This is a genomic window from Marinovum sedimenti, from assembly GCF_054052205.1.
Genome location: NZ_CM133223.1, coordinates 2212699 through 2230000 on the forward strand (window position 1 = coordinate 2212699; position 17302 = coordinate 2230000).

General features: G+C 60.4%; 13 protein-coding genes, 2 tRNA genes, 2 rRNA genes and 1 pseudogene (1 of these 18 cut by a window edge). 10 read left to right on the forward strand and 8 right to left on the reverse strand.

Features of this window, described 5'->3' with window-relative positions:
* Nucleotide 1 precedes the first annotated feature (1 nt).
* The 3 genes from gspI to gspG are packed head-to-tail and all read right to left on the reverse strand — an operon-like array spanning nucleotide 2 to nucleotide 1292.
* Entirely contained in the window at nucleotides 2–343 is a 342-nt protein-coding gene (gene gspI, locus ACW9UO_RS10655; RefSeq protein WP_457085796.1) for a type II secretion system minor pseudopilin GspI, read from the reverse strand.
* A complete protein-coding gene (locus tag ACW9UO_RS10660) occupies nucleotides 340–816 on the reverse strand; it encodes a prepilin-type N-terminal cleavage/methylation domain-containing protein (RefSeq protein ID WP_457085797.1) in 477 nt (158 codons plus the stop codon). The genes gspI and ACW9UO_RS10660 overlap by 4 nt, the downstream gene beginning before the upstream one ends.
* A complete protein-coding gene (gene gspG / locus ACW9UO_RS10665) occupies nucleotides 813–1292 on the reverse strand; it encodes a type II secretion system major pseudopilin GspG (protein WP_457085798.1) in 480 nt (159 codons plus the stop codon). The genes ACW9UO_RS10660 and gspG overlap by 4 nt, the downstream gene beginning before the upstream one ends.
* 107 nt (nucleotides 1293–1399) lie before the next feature.
* On the opposite strand from gspG, the gene gspL reads away from it, so the two are divergent.
* The 7 genes from gspL (at nucleotide 1400) to ACW9UO_RS10700 (ending at nucleotide 8237) form a co-directional block, all read left to right on the forward strand.
* Entirely contained in the window at nucleotides 1400–2539 is a 1140-nt protein-coding gene (gene gspL / locus ACW9UO_RS10670; protein WP_457085799.1) for a type II secretion system protein GspL, read from the forward strand.
* Nucleotides 2536–2988 (forward strand): type II secretion system protein GspM, encoded by a 453-nt coding sequence (gene gspM, locus ACW9UO_RS10675; protein ID WP_457085800.1) that lies wholly within the window; start codon nucleotides 2536–2538, stop codon nucleotides 2986–2988. The genes gspL and gspM overlap by 4 nt, the downstream gene beginning before the upstream one ends.
* Nucleotides 2985–4466 (forward strand): GspE/PulE family protein, encoded by a 1482-nt coding sequence (locus ACW9UO_RS10680; RefSeq protein ID WP_457085801.1) that lies wholly within the window; start codon nucleotides 2985–2987, stop codon nucleotides 4464–4466. The genes gspM and ACW9UO_RS10680 overlap by 4 nt, the downstream gene beginning before the upstream one ends.
* Nucleotides 4467–4469: 3 nt before the next feature.
* Nucleotides 4470–5690, forward strand: a complete 1221-nt coding sequence (locus ACW9UO_RS10685) for a type II secretion system F family protein (RefSeq protein ID WP_457085802.1) — start codon at nucleotides 4470–4472, stop codon at nucleotides 5688–5690.
* 71 nt (nucleotides 5691–5761) lie between these two features.
* Complete coding sequence (locus tag ACW9UO_RS10690) at nucleotides 5762–6847, forward strand: ABC transporter substrate-binding protein (protein WP_457085803.1); 1086 nt, start codon at nucleotides 5762–5764, stop codon at nucleotides 6845–6847.
* Nucleotides 6844–7383 (forward strand): type II secretion system protein GspJ, encoded by a 540-nt coding sequence (locus ACW9UO_RS10695; protein ID WP_457085804.1) that lies wholly within the window; start codon nucleotides 6844–6846, stop codon nucleotides 7381–7383. Before ACW9UO_RS10690 ends, ACW9UO_RS10695 begins: the two co-directional genes overlap by 4 nt.
* On the forward strand, nucleotides 7380–8237 hold the full coding sequence (locus tag ACW9UO_RS10700; RefSeq protein WP_457085805.1) for a type II secretion system minor pseudopilin: 858 nt from the start codon (nucleotides 7380–7382) through the stop codon (nucleotides 8235–8237). Before ACW9UO_RS10695 ends, ACW9UO_RS10700 begins: the two co-directional genes overlap by 4 nt.
* Before the next feature lie 62 nt (nucleotides 8238–8299).
* On the opposite strand, the gene ACW9UO_RS10705 is transcribed toward ACW9UO_RS10700, so the two are convergent.
* Together ACW9UO_RS10705 and ACW9UO_RS10710 are read right to left on the reverse strand one after the other, a co-directional pair.
* The gene (locus ACW9UO_RS10705) at nucleotides 8300–8521 is read right to left on the reverse strand and encodes a hypothetical protein (protein WP_457085806.1); all 222 of its coding nucleotides are present in this window, start codon (nucleotides 8519–8521) and stop codon (nucleotides 8300–8302) included.
* A 15-nt stretch (nucleotides 8522–8536) separates the two neighbouring features.
* Nucleotides 8537–10096 carry a DUF4331 domain-containing protein gene (locus ACW9UO_RS10710; protein ID WP_457085807.1) on the reverse strand — a complete coding sequence of 520 codons (1560 nt, stop codon included), beginning with the start codon at nucleotides 10094–10096 and terminating at the stop codon, nucleotides 8537–8539.
* 799 nt (nucleotides 10097–10895) lie between these two features.
* On the opposite strand from ACW9UO_RS10710, the gene ACW9UO_RS10715 reads away from it, so the two are divergent.
* From ACW9UO_RS10715 to ACW9UO_RS10725, 3 genes and pseudogenes are all read left to right on the forward strand, one after another.
* A tRNA-Arg gene (locus ACW9UO_RS10715) sits at nucleotides 10896–10972 on the forward strand.
* Between the two features lie 436 nt (nucleotides 10973–11408).
* Nucleotides 11409–12328, forward strand: a pseudogene (istA, locus tag ACW9UO_RS10720) (IS21 family transposase); the annotation flags it as partial.
* An 86-nt stretch (nucleotides 12329–12414) separates the two neighbouring features.
* A protein-coding gene (locus ACW9UO_RS10725; protein WP_457088638.1) for an IS5 family transposase occupies nucleotides 12415–13184 on the forward strand; the annotation gives its coding sequence in 2 pieces (ribosomal slippage) (nucleotides 12415–12751 and nucleotides 12751–13184; 771 coding nt in all).
* Nucleotides 13185–13373: 189 nt separating this feature from the next.
* On the opposite strand, the gene ACW9UO_RS10730 is transcribed toward ACW9UO_RS10725, so the two are convergent.
* From ACW9UO_RS10730 to ACW9UO_RS10740, 3 genes are all read right to left on the reverse strand, one after another.
* Nucleotides 13374–13450, reverse strand: a tRNA-Met gene (locus ACW9UO_RS10730).
* Nucleotides 13451–13571: 121 nt separating this feature from the next.
* Nucleotides 13572–13686, reverse strand: a 5S ribosomal RNA gene (gene rrf / locus ACW9UO_RS10735).
* Between the two features lie 250 nt (nucleotides 13687–13936).
* A 23S ribosomal RNA gene (locus tag ACW9UO_RS10740) occupies nucleotides 13937–17302 on the reverse strand; it runs 170 nt beyond the window's last position.

A 17302-nucleotide genomic window follows, 5' to 3' on the forward strand; every position in this document is an offset into this window, starting at 1 on the left:
CTTACCAGGCCACGTATCCGCGCAGCACAACGCCGCCGCGGCTGCCGTTGACCGTTACGATTGTTTCGGTCAGTCCGGCGTCGGTCAGCGCCCGCCGGGTGTCGGACACGGCGAATGTTTCACCAAACACCGTGTTCAACGCTGGTGCCGGATCGATGCCCACATGCCGCGCGGCGATCCGGTTTTCCGCCGCCCAGCGCATGGTGATCCGGTCTTCCAACCCGCCGATCCGACCGGCGTGATCCTCGACCATCCCCATCAGGGCCACCGCCCCCGTCGCCAGAACCGCCAGCGCCACCAGCGTTTCGATCAGGGTAAAGCCGCTGTCAGCCGCCCGGGTCATTGCGCGGCCTCGATCACCGTGGCGAACCCGTCAAAGCGCAGCCGCACCGGCGGGTTGCCCCGAAGCTCGATCCACGTCGCCCCGCCGCGCGGTGGCATAAGGTCGGGCGATATCGGCACAGTGCCGGCATCCACCAGCGTGATCCCATCCGGCAGGCTGTGGCGCGCACCTAGAACCGGCGCGCGGTGCGGCAGCCACGCCTCACCGTCCCATTCCTCAAAGACATAGCCATCGGCGGCCCAGCGCATCCGCGCGGGGCGCAGCGATGACAGGCTTCGGTCGGCGGCCTGCACCAAGCGCGCCTGCAACAGCCGCGCCTCGCGGCCCACGGTCGGATCTCCGCCACCGCCGGGAATCGCCAGCATCACCGCGCCAATCGACGCGGCGAGAATGGCCAGCACCACCAGCATCTCGACCAGCGTCATGCCAGCGTCACGCCGTTGCGCGGCAATATGAGCCCTGCCTGTCGTCATCGTGAGCTTACGAGCACCCCATGCGCGATATCGGCGTTCACGCCGTTGCCGCCCGCCTGCGCATCCGCGCCAAGGCTGATCAGGTCAAACGCACCAGCCTCGCCCGGCGAGCGATAGATATATTCGGTGCCCCAGGGATCGGCCGGCGTCGCTGTCAGATAGCCATCGCTGGCCCAATTCTGCGGCACGGGCGCGTTTGTCGGACGCTGTACCAGCGCCGCAAGCCCCTGTTCCGACGTTGGATAGGTCCGGTTGTCGAGCCGGTACATCTCAAGCGCGGCGGCGATTGATCTGATGTCGGTCTTGGCCACTGTCACGCGGGCCTCATCCGGCCGGCCGATGACGTTGGGCACAACCATCGCGGCAACCACCGCAATGATCACCAGAACCACCATCATCTCGATCAGAGTGACCCCCGCATCCGAGGGCAGCCGCGTTTGTTGCCGCCGCGACGGCCGTTTTTTTGTCCAGAGCATGAAACTTTTCTCCCGGGTGTTCCGTATAAACAAGTGCAAAGCAAATACGACACCCGGAGCATTCACCAAGGACGATAACACACCTTAGAGCCTGAGAGAAGCAAAAAATGCAAGTATCACAGGAACTTAAGCCTGATTTAACCGCCCCTTCGGCGGGCAAGGAAGATGTTGCCGAGCCCGCCAATCCGCCCTCGGATGCGGTGCCGCTTCCCGCAACGATTTTACCGGCTGCGATGATTGAAATGCGCACCGCTGGCCGGGAAGTCGCGGTTATTTCTGCGCTTGGTGTGGGCCTGCATGCGGTGCATGTTCCCCTGCGCGGTCAGGCGCAGCGGCGCGCCGCGCTGCCCTATGCGCTGGAAGAGGCCAATGCCGCGCCGGTGGACGCCACACACCATGCGCTCTGTGGATCGCTGGCCGAGGGGCACGTCCTTGCCGCCGTCCTGTCAAAAGTCGCGATGACGCAGGCGCTGGCCGAGGCAGGTGGTAAACCCGTGGTGCCCGAGCAATTCCTGCTGCCTGCACCCGAAGGAGGCGACGCCCTGCGCTGGGCCGTTTGGCGGGTCGCAGACAAGGCGCTGGTGCGGGCGTCCGACGGCACCGGCTTTGGCGTTCGTGTCGATATGCTCGCGCATCTGTGGAAGCGGGCCGGGCAGCCGTTGATTGACAGTTACGGCGCGGCTTTGCCCTCTGACATCACGGCGCAGGAGCGCCAGATTGACGATCTCGCGCCCAGCGCCGACCTGCCCGATCTGCGGCAAGGCGAATTTGCACCGGCTCAGAAACTGCGCGCGCCTTTGACGGCTCTCATCCTCTGTGGGGTGCTGGCGCTGGTGGCGCATCTCGGCCTTGCTTTTGCCGATCTCCAGCGCCTGCGCAGCACCGCCGACGATCTGCGCGCCGAGGCGCAAACGCTGCTGTCGCGCAATGTTCCAACCGCGCGGGTCACTGATGATCCCCGCCTGCTGTATCGCCAACTCGCGGCGGGCGGGCAGGCCAAATCCGGCTTCCTCTCGGTCTTTGGCACACTGGCCGAGGCGCTTGGCGATGCACCGATCCAGCTGTCCAACCTAAGCTGGTCGGGCCGCGATGGCACACTTACCCTTCAGGCCGAAGCCGCCGGTATCGCTGTTTTGCAGGGGGCCGAGGCCGCCCTAGTCGCCTCGCCGCTGGGCGTCTCAACCGGGGCCGTCACCGCCGGCGAGGGCAGCGCACGCATGACACTTACCGTGAGGGCACAACCATGATCACCGCTTTCAAAGCGCTTACCGGGCGCGAACAGGTGCTGATTGGCGCCGCCGCGATTTTCCTGCCGCTGGCGCTGATCTGGCAGACCGTCTGGAAACCGCTACAGGCCGAACGCGCCGTGCAAATGGCGGAAATCGCCCGCCTTGATGCGCTGATCCACGTCGCGGCCCAAGCCAGCCCCGCCGCCGCCAAACGCGCCATCGATCCAACGCCCCCCGCACAGCGCATTTCGCAAAGCGCCGCCGCCTCGGGCATCGCCTTGACCCGGCTAGAGCCCGAAGGCGCACGGTTCCGGGTGACGGTGGCCGAGCTTGCCTTTGACGATGCCCTGACCTGGATCGCCGGGTTAGAGGCCGAACACGGATTGGCCGCCGCCGAGGTTGATATGGCGCGCCGCGCGGCCCCCGGTGCCGTCACCATGACCCTCGCTTTGGAGCCAGTGCAATGATCCTGCCACGTCTCGACTATGCCTTTGCCCGACGTCACGGCGTCATCCTGCGCGACACTGGCTGTGGAACGCCGGAATGCGCGCATCTGGCCAAGACGCCGCTGTCGGCCTTGGTCGAAGCGCAACGCTGCGCCGCGCGCGACATCACCTTTCACGAGATGGATTCCTCCAGCTTCGACACCGCGCTGTCTGGCCTCTATAGCAACTCCGCCACCCAGGCGGCCCAGATTGCCGCCGAGGATGAGACTGACCTGACCACGCTGGCCGAAACCGCCGCATCGGTTGACGATCTGCTGGATCAGAAAGACGATGCGCCGGTGGTTCGATTGATCAATGCGCTGCTCTTGGAAGCGGTCAAGGCCAACGCCTCGGATGTGCACATCGAGCTTGAGGAAACCCGCCTTGTGGTCCGGTTTCGCGTCGACGGCGCGTTGCGCGAAGTGCTTGAGCCGCGCCGGGCGCTGGCGCCGCTTCTTGCCAGCCGTCTTAAGATTATGGGCAAGCTCGACATCGCCGAAAAACGCCTGCCGCAGGATGGGCGGGTGTCGCTCAAGGTCGGCGGTTATGCCTTGGATGTGCGGATCTCGACGCTGCCGTCGCAATATGGCGAACGGGTGGTGCTGCGCCTGCTCGACCGGGGGCAGACCCGGCTTGGCATTCCGGCGCTTGGCATGTCCGAAACCGACCGCGCGCGGTTTGAGAGGATGATTTCCTCGCCCGAGGGGCTGGTGCTGGTGACCGGGCCGACCGGGTCGGGCAAAACCACCTCGCTGTATGCCGCGCTTCAACACTTGAACGACCGGGCGCGCAATATCCTGACGGTCGAAGACCCGATCGAATACGCGATGGACGGCGTCGGCCAGATGCAGGTTGATGCCAAGACCGGCCTGACCTTTGCACGCGGTTTGCGTGCCCTGCTGCGGCAAGACCCGGATGTGATCATGGTGGGCGAGATCCGCGATTCCGAAACCGCCCGGATTGCGGTGGAATCGGCGATGACCGGCCACCTCGTGCTGTCGACCCTGCACACCAACACTGCTGTTGGTGCCGTCTCGCGCCTGCTTGATATGGGGGTAGAAAGATACCTGCTTGCCCCGATGCTGCGCGGTCTCGTGGCGCAGCGGCTGGTGCGCAGGCTGTGTCAGGCCTGCCGCGAGCCGCACCCCTTGTCGGCGCGGGATGCGGCGCTTTTGGGTCATGCCTTGCCCGAGGGCGCTCCGGCCTTTCATGCGCCGGGCTGCGAGGTTTGCGCGCAAGAGGGCTATCGCGGGCGGCTGCCGATCTATGAGGTGGTGACGGTGGAGGGCCGGATGGAAGCGATGATCCACGATGGCGCCTCCGAGGCCGATCTGATCGTCGAGGCGCGCAAATCGTCGGGCGGCATCCTGCAAGACGGGCTGGAGAAAATCACCGCCGGACTGACCCGTGCCGAAGATGTGGCGCGTGCTGTGCGCGACCGCACCGATGGGGTGATATAGCGGATGTCGGCGTTTCTTTACACGGCTGTCGACACGGCAGGCAAACGCAGCAAGGGGCTGCTTGATGCGGCCAGTGCCGCCGAGGCCCGCGCCACCCTGCGCGCTCGTGCGCTTTTGCCGATCAGCGTCGAGGCGACCCGCGCCCGCGCCGGTGCCGGTGCCGGTGCCCGGACATCGCTGTTTCGCCACAAGCTTTCGCTGCGCCGCCTGACGCTTGTGACCCGCCAGCTTGCCACGCTGATTGGGGCGCAGGTGCGGATTGACGACGCGCTGCGCATCGTCGCCGATCAACAGCCCAAACCGCGCGACGCTTCGTTCCTGTTGAACCTGCGCAGCGCGGTGCAGGACGGTCAGAGCCTTGCCGATGCGCTTGACGCTGAACCGGCCAGCTTCAACGCTGCCTACCGTGCGTCGGTGCGCGCCGGTGAACGAGCTGGGCGGCTGTCAGAAGTGATGAACCAACTCGCCGACCACATCGAGGCACAGGCGCGCAACCGTCAGAGCATCCAGCTGGCGCTGATCTACCCTGCCCTTCTGGCGGTGGTGTCGATTGGCGTGATCCTTGCGCTGCTTGGCTTTGTCGTGCCCGATATTGTGCGGGTGTTTACCGCGCGCGGGGCCGATCTTCCGGCGTTGACCCGCGCGCTGATCGCCACCTCCGATGGGCTTCAGCGTTATGGCCCGGCGCTGGGGGCCGCTGTTTTGGCAAGCGCCGTGATCCTTGGCGCGCTGATGCGGCGGCCTGCGATGCGCGCGCTGTGGCACCGGGTGCTGGCGACCGGGCGGCTCAGCCGCAAGCTGGTGCAGCGGGTCAATGCCGCGCAATTCACCGGCACGCTGGCGATGCTGATGCAAAGCGGTGTGCCGCTGGCCGATGCCTTGCGCGCCGCCGCGGGCACCGTTGGCAACTTGTATCTGCGCAGCCGCATCGCCACCATGACCCGCGAGATCGAGGATGGCGCGTCGCTTTCGGCTTCGGCCCGGCGCGCCAGCATCTTTTCGCCGATGTTGGTGGCGATGATCGCTAGTGGCGAAGCGGGCGGCACGCTGGCCGCCAGCCTTGACCGCGCCGCTGCCGATCAATCACGCGAGCTTAAGGCCGCAGTGGCCACGATGGTGGCCTTGGTCGAGCCGGGTGTGCTTTTGGTGATGGGCGGCATCGTGATGATGCTGGTGCTCGCGATCCTGATGCCGATCATGCAGCTCAATTCGCTGGCTGGGTGACCGGGCCCCATAGCCGCGCAATCGCCAACCTGCTAGCACTGGCGCAAGCCCCCGATACAGGATCCGCCGCCATGCCCGACCCCCGCTCCCTGTCCCGCCGCCGCTTTCTTGGCCAGACCGGCGCGCTGGCCTCATTCGCCGGGCTGTCGGCCTGTGCATCGCTTGATACGCTGAGCGCAGGCCTGCCGGGCGGAGGCAGCGGCGATGGCCCTGGACAGGCGACCTTGCTGTTGCCCTTGACCGGTGAGCAATCTGCCCTGGGCCAGCGTCTCGAAGCCGCTGTGCGGTTGGGCGGCGGTCCGGGCCTTGGCATCGACATTCGCGACAGCGGCAGCTCGCCCGACACCGCCGTGATTGCCGCCCGCATCGCCGCCGAGGCTGGGGCCAACATCCTTGTCGGTCCGGTGTTTTCCGCCCAGACCAAGGCAGTGGCCGAGGCCGTGCGCATCCCCGTTGTCAGCCTGTCGAACGACAGCGCATTGGCGGGGGGCGATACCTTTGTCTTTGGCGTGACCCCGGCGCAATCGGTGCGCGCGGTCTTTGCGCTCGCAGCGCAGCGCAGCATTCGTGAGATCGCCATCGTCGGCACGCCCGGCCCCCTGACCGACCGCACGATTGCCGAGGCTGGACCGATTGCGCGCGCCATGGGCATCTCACTGCGCGCAGCCGTTGTCACCGACACGCCCGGCACGCTAGTCGCGCGTTTGCAAGCGGGCGGTGGGATGCCGGATGCGGTCTATCTGCCCTCGGCCGGGGCCAGCCTCGCGGCGTTTGCACAGGCGTTGGCGGGGCAAAAGGTCCAGATTTTGGGGTCCACACAATGGGCCGCGCGCGATCTTGACGGGGTGCCGGGGCTTCGGGGCGCGTGGTTTGCCGCGCCCGATCCGCTGCGCTTTGCCGCCTTCACCAAAGCCTACGAAGAGCAGACCGGCCAACCCGCCGGCATCATCGCAGGGCTGGCATATGATGGGGCCGAACTGATGCGGGTGCTGGGCCAAAGCGGCACCCAAACCCGGCGCGGCCTGACCCGAGACCAAAGCTTTAGCGGCGTGCTCGGCCCCTACCGCATCTTGAAATCCGGATTGGTGGAACGCGGGCTTGCGGTGCTTGAGGTTGGCACCGGCGACATCAATTTGATCGGCTCGACCTCGATATGACCCAGCGGCCCGATGCCGGCCTGTCTCTTATCGAGATGCTGGTGGCGCTGGCGATCCTGTCTGTGATCGGCATTGCCGGGCTTGCGATGCTTGACACCACGTTGAACGTACAGCGCCGCACCGAAGACCGGCTGGAACGGTTGGAGCAGATCGACCGCGCCCTGACTGTGCTGCGCCGCGATCTGGCGACGGCGGCACCGGGATTTGTGGAGCTGAATGAGGCCGGTCTTGGATTTTCACGGCTGACCAGCGCCGGGCCGTATACGATCCGCTATGGGTTGGATGGCAGCACGCTCACCCGCCTTGCGCGGCCGTTTGGCGAAATTGGCGAACCACAGGCACAACAGCTTTTGACAGGCGTGCGCGCCGCGCGCTGGCGGCTGCTGGATGCAGACCGAACGTGGCACACCGATGTGGCAGGGGCCGAGGCCCGCCCACGGGCCGCCGAACTGTCATTGCGGGTCGACCTTCCGGGGCGCGAGGAGCCGGGCGAGGTCTTGCGGCTGTTTGTGATGCCTGCGGGGGCCACACCATGAGCCGGAACGACAGCGGCGTAGCGCTGATCAATGTGCTGGTTTTGCTGGCGATTACCTCCGGTCTGGTTGTCCTGTTGCTGCGCCAGCAAGAGCGCGGTCAAGACATCGTGGCACAGGCGGCGGCCTTGGCACAGGCCGAGCAAATCGCGCTTGGGGCCGAGGCTTCGGTGCTGTCGGCCCTGCGCGCAGACCTTGATACCGCGCCCGAGGCGGATCATTTCGCAGAACCCTGGGCCTCGGTCATTCAAGAGGCGGTGACGCTGCCGGACGGTCAGTTTTCGGTAGAGGTCCGCGACCGGCAGGCCAAGTTCGACATCAACACGCTGGCCGCCGGAAGTCTTGGGCCACAGGTGCTTTTCATGCGCCTTGCCACCGATTTGGACATTTCCGAAGACGCCGCGCAGCGCATTGTTCAAGTGCTCGGCTTTACCGGTCCGCTGCGCCGTCTGGCCGATCTTGAGCGCTCTGGCATCACCGCCGAGACGCTGGACCTGCTTGCGCCACATGTGATTGCGCTGGCCACGCCGGGGCTGATCAACCTCAACACTGTCGATCCGGTGTTGATGGGCGCGCTGTTCCAAAATCCGGGCATCACCGCACAATTGCTGCGCCGGCGCCGATCTGAGGGCGAGATCACCCGTCAGGCGCTTACCGATTACGGCGCGGTGCGGCCTGCGATGACAGGGTTCATCTCGCATTCCTGGGAGGTCGATATTCTGGCCGAGTCCGGCACGGCGGCGGTGCGTCTCCAGACGGTGATCCAACGGCGGGACGACCTGTTTGGCAAGGCGATTGCCGTCGTCACCCGGCAGATTGTGCATCTGCCCGCCCCAAAGGACGAGCTTGAGAAATGAAAACGCCCCCCACGCAAGGTGCGCGGGGGGCGATGTGGGTTGGTTTCCCTACGCTTGATCCCTTAGGGATTAAACGGTGTCTTGCGCGGCGTCAGCGTCAGGTTGACGCTCTGGGCATCGACCGGTTTGTCGTTGCGCCGCAACGAAAAGGCGTTGACGAAGGCTTGGCCCAGGGAATTGATCCCTTTCGCGCCTTTGTCGCCGCCGCCACCACCGCCGCCGCACGCTGCAAGCAGCAACGTGGACCCGACGAGGAGGCATGACAGTGTGAACTTACGCTTCATCTGTTTTCACCTCGCTCAGTTGGTTGCGCCGGGCAGGGGCGTGTTCAGATAGGGGAACACGGCCTGCGTCTCATTGGCATCGATCGGTGCGCCGTCGATAAACGGCGCGTCGCCCACCGGTGCATCGTCAGGATCGCAAAGACCAAGGTTCACGTTATCGCTGGCCTCGTCTTCCACGGCACCCTGAACGCCCAGTTCGGCACCCAGCGGCACGTCGTGGCACAGTGCGCCCATCATCACACGCAGCGCGATATCCACAACGTCATCACCGGGGCGACGGCCATTGGGGAAACCGGCAAGATCTTCGGCCACAACACCATAGGGGTGCTGGCTGGCCTGCGGCGTTGCAGGAACGGCAGTGTTCAAACGCAGCATTTCAGAGCCGGTGACAGTGGCCTGTTGGTTCAAGCCCGGAAAGCCGGTCAGGAACGCGGTGACAAGGTCGTTCCGCGGGAAGTTGGACGGCGCGATATTGTCCGGCTCGCCCAAGGCATCGCGGAACAGGATATCGACCAGCGCAGGCAGGGTCGGGTTGGTCACGTAATGCTTCAGCGCACCGTCTTGCGTCGGCTCGGCTGCGTTGAACAGATCCTTGTCGGGCAGACCGATGACAACTTCGTTGACCAACGGGTTGGACAAACGCGATTGCTGCACCCAAGCGCCGCCATAGATCGACGGATCTTCGTAGGTCGGCGACGGATCTTCGATTTCAGCTTGCGGCAGGCTTGCGGTTGTCCACGCGCCGATCACGCCATTGCCAGACCCCGTCAGACAGGCAATCGGCACTTCGAGCGCCAGCGATGACACGTTGAAACGGTCAACCAGATCATCATTGTCGCGCGAGTTCGAGATTGACCCCTCAAGCGGCACAAGGTTCACAAGGTCAAAGATTTCACCAAGGTTAACGGCAAAGGCTTCTTCACGTTGGCCCGCGAAGGCGCGACCCGGCACCTGACAGCCAGGAATGTCGACGTCATAGATGAACGCGTTCGCATAACCTTCGTAATCAGGGAAGGTCTTTTCACCGAAGTAATCTAATGGCTTGGTGAATTCGGACGCGCCGCCAGTGGTGATCGATTTGGCGTCGCCGGTGCGACGGTCGCCTGTCACCATCCGCAGTTGATAGCTTTCGGTTTCGTTGATCGGATCGCCGGACGCGCCGGTGATCTGGCCCGCGGCCCGCAGCGGAATCGCAACATCCATCCCGCCGATGTTCAGCGCAATGCCAGCGCCGTTTGCGGCGAGCTTGTTGTCGAAGTCGAACTGGAATGTGATATCTTCGACCGCGTCACCATCATTGTCGATGTGGATCTCATAGATCGCATCTTCGTCCATGGTGAAATAGTTCGGCCCGCCATAAGGGGCCTGAAGCGGCTGGTAGTTGGCGATGAAGGTAACATAACCCTCACGACCGGGCTCATAGCTGCGGAACATATAGAAGTCAGTTCCGTCGATCTTTGGTGTGTGGGCAATTGCGGGCGCTTCGCGGTGAGACGCGGCAAAGGCGCCGGACGCGGCCATCGCAAGCAGGCTCACAGCGGCCCCCGTGCGGAAACCCAAGTTAATATGCTTCATTATGTACTCCCTGCGTTTGTGTCTCCACCGGCAAATCGGCAGACAGACGCGCATACGGTTTGACGCACGCGAAAGGAGCTACGCAGCGGGTTTTAAAAAAGTTTCAAACAGGTGAATGTTTTTGTGAAGCGGCGTTGGGATCGGCTGTGATTTTGCGATGCTGGTTGAGGCCGCAGGGCTTTCGTTGTTGGCTGCGGCGTGTCAGCAGACGTCGTTGCACACGCGCGTTGGCCTCTCTCCTGATCGCGTTCTGCTCGACGGATTTGGCCCCGGCGACGTTCGTAAGAGCCGTCGCATTCGCCTTAGACCCGTTCGTCGGTAAAGCGCCCCCCCTTGCCCAGCCTTCGGCCCAATCCTTCCCGACTGACTTGCAGCGCATGGGCGAAACTTACCGCAAAATCAGAAGCTTACTGCGGGTGTAAAGGCGCGCATTTTTGCGATTGCCCGATCTCGCGGACCCAAACTGCTGAAATCGGATCGACCTTGTTTGTCACCCAAACGCATCGCGCACGATCAGAGGTCGCCAACCCGCCTCGCGTTCGTCTCGCGCGGGCCGGTAAATCTGTCACGATGCCTATGTTGCAACCATCAAGGTATAAACCAAAAGCACATTTCAGCAAATTGACATCTCTGGCATGATCGTGGAATACAACGGCGTGGTTCCCGGGCTTTATCCAACTGGATTGAAACAGCAAACGTCCAGGGTTCGGGGTCATTGCTGGAAGAAACGGAACGACATACGGTTTGGAGTATGGCATCAGGTCGTGACCCGTTTTCTGGATCGTAAGTACCGAGCAACGGTCCCGTAGCTCAACTGGATAGAGCACCTGACTTCTAATCAGGATGTTGGGGGTTCGAGTCCTCCCGGGATCGCCAATACTCACGGTTGCCAAGTGCCAATGACCCATAACCTTGCACGTTTTGGCGGGTTTCATGCACACCCCCTGTCAAGACAAACACGACGGGCCATCGGGCGATTTCTTGCAACCCTCTCAATCAGGGCGAGTTTTTCTCTCGACGAGATACGACCCGCATTTTCATCGGCTGAGGCTGATTTGCTGGACGATGGGGTCGACGTCTTCAAGAGGTGGCTCGGGAAAACTGAACAGCCGGGATAGGTGGATTTTTCGCGCAACAGCAGCATGATGCTGCGAGCGAGGAGATAACCATGACGAGACGACCGCGCCGGAACCACAGTCCGGTATTTGTAAAACGCGGATCAATAATGGGCCACAGAAGCGGCTGCGCATCGCAGTTGTAGCGGAGTAAAACTCCGCCAGTTTGTGTCCTTCGTTTAGTCGGAGGGCGGGAGATGTATTCTGTGGATATTTATAATCGTGTGCGCCGTGCCTGCTTGAAGGACGGCATGTCAGCTCGAGAAGCGGCGCGTTATTTCAATAAGGATCGCAAGACGATCGCGAAGATGCTGCGCCATGAGTTGCCGCCCGGATATCAGCGTTCAGAACCGCCGCGTCGGCCAACGCTTGATAATTACGTTGGTGTCATCGACGAGATACTGCGCTCCGACAAAGCCTTGATCAAAAAACAGCGTCACACGTCGAAGCGCATTTTTGAACGACTGCGTGATGAGCATGGGTATGCAGGCAGCCTCACGACGGTGACGTATTACGTGCGTGAGCAAAAGCGGCGCACCAAAGAAGTGTTTGTGCCGTTGTCGCATCGGCCAGGCCACGCACAGGTTGATTTTGGCGAGACCCTCGGCGTCATCGGCGGGGTGGAGCGCAAAGTCCACTTCTTTGTGATGAGCTTGCCGCATTCTGATGCGGTGTTTGTGAAGGGTTATCCAGCAGAGACAACGGAAGCATTCTGTGATGGCCACGTCTCGGCCTTTGCCTTCTTTGGCGGCATTTATTACCTGGCAGGCGATTGCGTAGCAATCTGCCGAGAGGGCCCCAATCCATTCTTTACGACAATACCAAGATCGCTGTGGCGCGTATTCTGGGGGACAGAACGCGAGTCCGGACCCGTCGGTTTACGGAATTGCAATCGCATTACTTGTTTGATGACAGGTTCGGGCGGCCTGCGCGAGGAAACGACAAAGGCAATGTCGAAGGCATGGTAGGTTACACACGTCGCAACTTTCTGGTGCCCGCGCCGCGCTACGACAGCTTTGATGATTTGAACGCGCACCTGGAGCAGAAGTGTTTGGAACGACAAAGTGATACATTGCGCGGCCACACCCAAACTATAGGCGCACGCCTGGTATCGGATTTGGATGCTCTAGGCTCAGGACCCATTGATCTGCTTGAGGCTACGTCGGCAGCGTGATTCAAGCTCCCAAACTGACGGGGGTGATGATGAGCAACCTTTTCTGGCTAACGGACGCGCAGATGGACCGGCTTCGGCCGTTTTTTCCCAAGAGCCATGGCAAGCCGCGGGTGGATGACCGGCGTGTTCTGAGTGGAATAATATTCATCAATCGCAATGGCTTGCGCTGGTGCGACGCGCCCGCGGAATACGGCCCGGCCAAAACGCTCTATAACCGCTGGAAACGATGGAGCGACAAGGGCATTTTCGCGAGGATGATGCACGGCCTTGCGTCGGAGGCAGCGGTTCCAAAGACGGTGATGATCGACGCGACCTATCTGAAGGCGCACCGCACGGCGAGCAGTCTGCGGTCGAAAAAGGGGGGCCCGACGACCAGCGGGGGCGCGCGATCGGCCGAACCAAAGGCGGCATGAACACCAAGCTGCATGCCGTCACCGATGCCGAGGGACGACCGATCCGGTTTTTCATGACCGCGGGCCAGGTCAGCGACTACACCGGCGCTGCGGCCCTTCTTGGCAGCCTGCCATCGGCACAATGGCTTCTGGCCGACCGGGGCTATGACGCCGACTGGTTCAGGGAAGCGTTGAAAGACAAGGAGATAAAGCCCTGCATCCCTGGCCGGAAGTCCCGCGCCAAGCCCGACAAATACGACAAGCGCCGCTACAAACGCCGCAACAGGATCGAGATCATGTTCGGGCGCCTGAAGGACTGGCGCAGGATTGCCACACGCTACGACCGATGCCCGAAAGTCTTCCTCTCCGCCATCGCCCTCGCCGCAACCGTCATGTTCTGGCTATGAAACGAGAACGAGTCCTGACCCTACGCCAATACCGCCATCCCGTGTTGCATTGGTGTTGCACGGAAGAAACGGGGATGATCGTAAACGTTTGGAATCTTTGGGTAACGTGTTGCAAGGGTTTGTGACACGGTAAAAACACAAAAGCCGCCCATTGGGCGGCCTAAGTGTTTGGTATCTTGTACTGTTTTATGGTTGCGGGAGTAGGATTTGAACCTACGACCTTCAGGTTATGAGCCTGACGAGCTACCGGGCTGCTCCATCCCGCGACAGTTTTGTTTGGCCGGGTGGTTAGCGGCTACTTTAGGCTGTGGGCCTGTGTTGTAGCGGCTGGTTCTGGCCAGTGTCGCTGATATCGTTTGAGAGATACAACTTATCGGGGCTTATCAGGTTTGGCGATGACCTACTCTCCCACGTCTTAAGACGCAGTACCATTGGCGCGACGGCACTTAACGGCCGGGTTCGGGATGGGACCGGGTGTTTTGCTCGTGCTGTGATCACCAAACCAGGAAAGCCCCGGTAAGGGTGGATTGTGTTGCGCGGCTGAAGCGCAACGACCTGTAGTATTGCTATGTACAGGTTGATTTCACTCTCGTTTGAGAGTGTCCAAGTCAAGTCATTTACGTCCGCTTTGCAGCGTGACGTTCTGATTTAGTGTGATGTTTGCTTTGATCTTCGTCCGGTAAGGACTTATTTGATTTGCGCTACCGCCTTTCGGCTACTTGAGTGCGTTTCAAATCTGTCTTTTACTGGATCAAATCAAGCCTATCGGACCATTAGTACCAGTCAACTGAACGCGTTACCGCGCTTACATCTCTGGCCTATCGACGTGGTGGTCTACCACGGTCCTCAGGGATACCTTGTTTTGAGGGGGGCTTCCCGCTTAGATGCCTTCAGCGGTTATCCTGTCCGATCATAGCTACCCAGCACTGCTCCTGGCGGAACAACTGGTACACCAGTGGATCGTTCACCCCGGTCCTCTCGTACTAGGGGCAACTCCTCTCAAGTATCCTACACCCACGGCAGATAGGGACCGAACTGTCTCACGACGTTCTAAACCCAGCTCACGTACCTCTTTAAACGGCGAACAGCCGTACCCTTGGGACCTGCTCCAGCCCCAGGATGAGATGAGCCGACATCGAGGTGCCAAACACTGCCGTCGATATGGACTCTTGGGCAGTATCAGCCTGTTATCCCCGGCGTACCTTTTATCCGTTGAGCGATGGCCCTTCCACTCGGGACCACCGGATCACTATGACCGACTTTCGTCTCTGCTCGTCTTGTCAGACTTGCAGTCAGGCTGGCTTCTGCCATTGCACTCAACGACCGATTTCCGACCGGTCTGAGCCAACCATCGCGCGCCTCCGTTACTCTTTAGGAGGCGACCGCCCCAGTCAAACTACCCGCCACGCAGGGTCCCGGATCCGGATAACGGACCGCGGTTAGACATCAAAAATGCAAAGGGTGGTATCTCAAGGGAGGCTCCACAGAAACTGGCGTTCCTGCTTCAAAGCCCACCACCTATCCTGCACATTGCAGTTCTGATGCCAGTGCGAAGCTGTAGTAAAGGTGCACGGGGTCTTTCCGTCTAACCGCGGGAAGCCTGCATCTTGACAGGCAATTCAATTTCGCTGAGTCTATGTTGGAGACAGCGGGGAAGTCGTTACGCCATTCGTGCAGGTCGGAACTTACCCGACAAGGAATTTCGCTACCTTAGGACCGTTATAGTTACGGCCGCCGTTTACCTGGGCTTCAATTCAGAGCTCTCACCCCTCCTTTTAACCTTCAGGCACCGGGCAGGCGTCAGACCCTATACGTCGTCTTGCGACTTCGCAGAGCCCTGTGTTTTTAGTAAACAGTCGCCACCCCCTGGTTTGTGCCCCCAGCCCCTAGTTTCCTAAGAACCGGGCCTCCTTCTCGCGAACTTACGGAGGTATTTTGCCGAGTTCCTTCAACATAGTTCTCTCAAGCGCCTTGGTATTCTCTACCAGTCCACCTGTGTCGGTTTAGGGTACGGTCTGATGGAGGGCTATTTCCAGGGACCAATTAGCAGCCCATTCAATCCAATAAGGATGAACTACCTTCATGATCCGTCACATCCTCCTGGCCCACGAATATTAACGTGGTTCCCATCGGCTACGCATTTCTGCCTCGCCTTAGGGGCCGGCTTACCCTGCTCAGATTAGCTTTAAGCAGGAACCCTTGGACTTTCGGCGAGAGTGTCTCTCACACTCTTTGTCGCTACTCATGTCATCATTCTCGCTAGTGATCTCTCCACCGGATCGCTCACGCGCCGGCTTCACAGAAAGAACCCAATCCTCCGCAACATCCCGAAAGATGCTAAAGAGGAAGGGTCCTATGTCACACTACGCTCTGCTACCATGCCTTACGGCATCCTAAGCTTCGGCTCATGGCTTGAGCCCCGTTACATCTTCGCCGCAGGACAACTTATTTAGACCAGTGAGCTGTTACGCTATCTTTAAAGGATGGCTGCTTCTAAGCCAACCTCCTGGTTGTTATGGTCGTCCCACCTGCTTTCCCACTTAGCCATGAATTAGGGGCCTTAGCTGTAGGTTAGGGTTGTTTCCCTCTCCACTACGGACGTTAGCATCCGCAGTGTGTCTGCCATCTAGTACTCCTCGGTATTCGGAGTTTGGTTAGGATCAGTAAGCCTGTGGGGCCCCATTACCCATCCAGTGCTCTACCCCCGAGGGTATTCGGATGACGCTCTACCTAAATAGATTTCGCAGAGAACCAGCTATCTCCGAGTTTGATTGGCCTTTCACCCCTAGGCACAACTCATCCCGACCTTTTTCAACAGGTGTGGGTTCGGACCTCCAGTAAGTGTTACCTTACCTTCATCCTGGTCATGCCTAGATCACTCGGTTTCGGGTCTAATGCATCTAACTCAATCGCCCTATTAAGACTCGCTTTCGCTACGCCTACACCTAACGGCTTAAGCTTGCTAGATACACTAAGTCGATGACCCATTATACAAAAGGTACGCCGTCACAAGACTGGACACTGATAATAATCATGTTTGATTTGCACTCCGTGCCGGCGCAATGCCGGTACACCAATCCTTCGGATCGGCACTGGCGTGCCATTTCGAAGATGGTTTTAAAGAATGCAATTTTCGATGCGACTTATCTGGTTGGGATCGAGAGGCGCAGTTGCACCGTCTCTACTCCGGGGTTGTGATCGTAGATCCCCGCATTCGACCGATGGTCGAAGCTGAGACCAAATCGCCAACCGCGATTGTTCTGCCAACCGACCTCTGCACCCGAGCGGAACACAATGGGTCCACCCAGATCAAGGCCGTCACCCGCATTATAAATGCCGGTCATCGCATGCAATTGCGCATAAAACGGCGATGAACCATCGTTCACCGTATACGTCTGTCCAATGCCGAACCAGGTTGACCCCCGGCTGCCGACACTGAGCCCCACCGCATGACCAAAAGGACCATTACGGTGCCCCAGATCATAGCGAAGATAGGCTTCACGACCCGTCTTTGCGCGGCGTTCAAGAACCTGACCACCTGAGAAGGCGATCCGCGGTGCCACATCGTTTCGGCCTAAACAGCCTTGCGGTGTGCCACAGTAATTCATGCCCATATCCGTCAGTCCTGCGACCAACATCAATATGGCAAAGGTTCCATCCGCCATGTCCAACTCCCCATTTCCAGGGCAGGACATGCATCAGATTATCATTAGAGTCCAGTCAAGCTCCGACTGATTGTAGGCGTTCGGTTTCAGGTACTGTTTCACTCCCCTCGTCGGGGTGCTTTTCACCTTTCCCTCACGGTACTGGTTCGCTATCGGTCAGTAAGGAGTACTTAGCCTTCGAAGGTGGTCCTCCGATCTTCAGACAGAATTTCACGTGTTCCGCCCTACTTAATACGTCTGATCATGCTTCATATACGGGACTGTCACCCACTATGGTTGGCCATTCCATGCCATTCTATTCACACTCACAGCTCGGCTGGTCCCCGTTCGCTCGCCGCTACTAGGGGAGTATCAATTGATTTCCTTTCCTCCGGGTACTTAGATGTTTCAGTTCCCCGGGTTTGCTCTTAAAAACCTATGTATTCAGTTCTTAAGTACCTGGTTTACCCCATT